This window comes from Faecalitalea cylindroides ATCC 27803, assembly GCF_000469305.1.
Lineage (GTDB): Bacteria > Bacillota_I > Bacilli_A > Erysipelotrichales > Erysipelotrichaceae > Faecalitalea > Faecalitalea cylindroides.
Map to the genome: position 1 here is coordinate 1 of NZ_KI270973.1, position 1,606 is coordinate 1,606.

Genomic DNA, 1,606 nt, shown 5'->3' on the forward strand with positions numbered 1-1,606 from the left:
ACTGGACGTGCTCGTCAGGGTTCAATCCGTGCCACTCAGTTCAGAGGTGGTGGAACAGTATTTGGTGCTACACCACGCAGCTACAAATACACAATTAATAAAAAAGTTCGTCGCTTGGCAGTTAAATCAGCATTAAGTGAAAAACTTGCTGCTCAAGCTTTAAGCGTACTAGATAAGTTCGAAATTTCTGAACCAAAAACAAAAACATTTGTTTCAATTATGGAAGCAATCAAGGCGCCTAAGAAAACATTGTTCGTTGTAGCTGAAAACGAAGAAGCTACAAATGCTTACTTGTCAGCACGTAATATTCCAGGAGTTATGATGTTAACTTCTACAGGAATCAACGTATTTGATCTAGTAAATGCAAATGCAATCGTTATGACTAGTGCAGCCGTTAAAGAAGTTGAGGAGGCCTTGGCATAATGAAAGACTTTAGAGATGTAATCATTCGCCCTATCATTACTGAAAAAAGTATGAAGTTGATGGCTGATGACAACAAGATCACTTTTGAAGTAGCAAAAGGAACTAACAAAATTGAAGTTCGTCAGGCAGTTGAAGCTATTTGGAATGTTAAAGTTGAAAAAGTTAACATGCTAAATGTAAAGCCAAGAACAAAACGTGTTGGAAGATACACAGGTAAAACACACGCAGTTCATAAAGCAATCGTTAAGTTGGCTGAAGGTTCAACAATCGATTTGTTTGGTGAAGCTGAATAATCAGGGAGAAGACGCTATTTCCTGAATAAATATTGCGATAAGGAGGATAAAGAAAGTTTATGCCAATTAAAACGTATAAACCAACGACACCTGGACGTCGTGGAATGACATCTTTGACTTATGAAGAAATTACAACTTCTAAGCCAGAAAAAAGCTTGTTAGCTCCACTTAAATCAAAAGGTGGTCGTAACAACACAGGACGTATTACAACACGTCATCAAGGTTCTGGACATAAAAGAACTTACCGTATCATCGATTTCAAACGAAATAAAGATGGTATCCCAGCTAAAGTAGCTACGATCGAATACGATCCAAACCGTTCTGCAAACATTGCATTGTTGAATTATGCAGATGGTGAAAAACGATACATCATCGCACCTAAAGATCTAAAAGTTGGAATGACTGTTATTTCTGGTGCTGAAGTTGATATCAAAGTTGGTAATGCAATGGAACTTCGTAACATCCCTGAAGGTACATTCATTCACAACGTAGAATTAAAACCTGGTAAAGGTGGACAGCTTGCACGTAGTGCTGGATGTTCTGCTCAGATCCTAGGTATTGAAGAAAAATATGTAACTTTACGTTTAACTTCTGGTGAAGTTCGTAAGGTATTAGGTAACTGCCGTGCTACAGTAGGTATCGTTGGTAATGAAGATTACTCATTGGTAAATATTGGTAAAGCAGGTCGTAACCGTTGGAAAGGTATCCGTCCAACAGTTCGTGGTTCTGTTATGAACCCTAATGATCACCCTCATGGTGGTGGTGAAGGACGCACACCAATCGGACGTAAATCTCCAATGACTCCTTGGGGTAAAAAAGCATTGGGTGTTAAGACACGTCGTAATAAGAAAGCTAGTACGAAATTGATCGTAATCATATGGGCATTATTT

At 38.6% G+C, this 1,606-nt stretch carries 3 protein-coding genes; all 3 read left to right on the plus strand.

What is annotated here, in order from left to right; genetic code table 11:
* The coding region (rplD, locus tag HMPREF0367_RS01805) for a 50S ribosomal protein L4 (protein ID WP_035400584.1) at positions 1-423 on the plus strand (423 nt) is incomplete at its 5' end.
* Positions 423-716 (plus strand): 50S ribosomal protein L23, encoded by a 294-nt coding sequence (gene rplW / locus HMPREF0367_RS01810; protein ID WP_015535566.1) that lies wholly within the window; start codon positions 423-425, stop codon positions 714-716. The genes rplD and rplW, both read left to right, overlap by 1 nt.
* A gap of 59 nt (positions 717-775) precedes the next feature.
* The coding region (gene rplB, locus HMPREF0367_RS01815) for a 50S ribosomal protein L2 (RefSeq protein WP_035400586.1) at positions 776-1,606 on the plus strand (831 nt) is incomplete at its 3' end.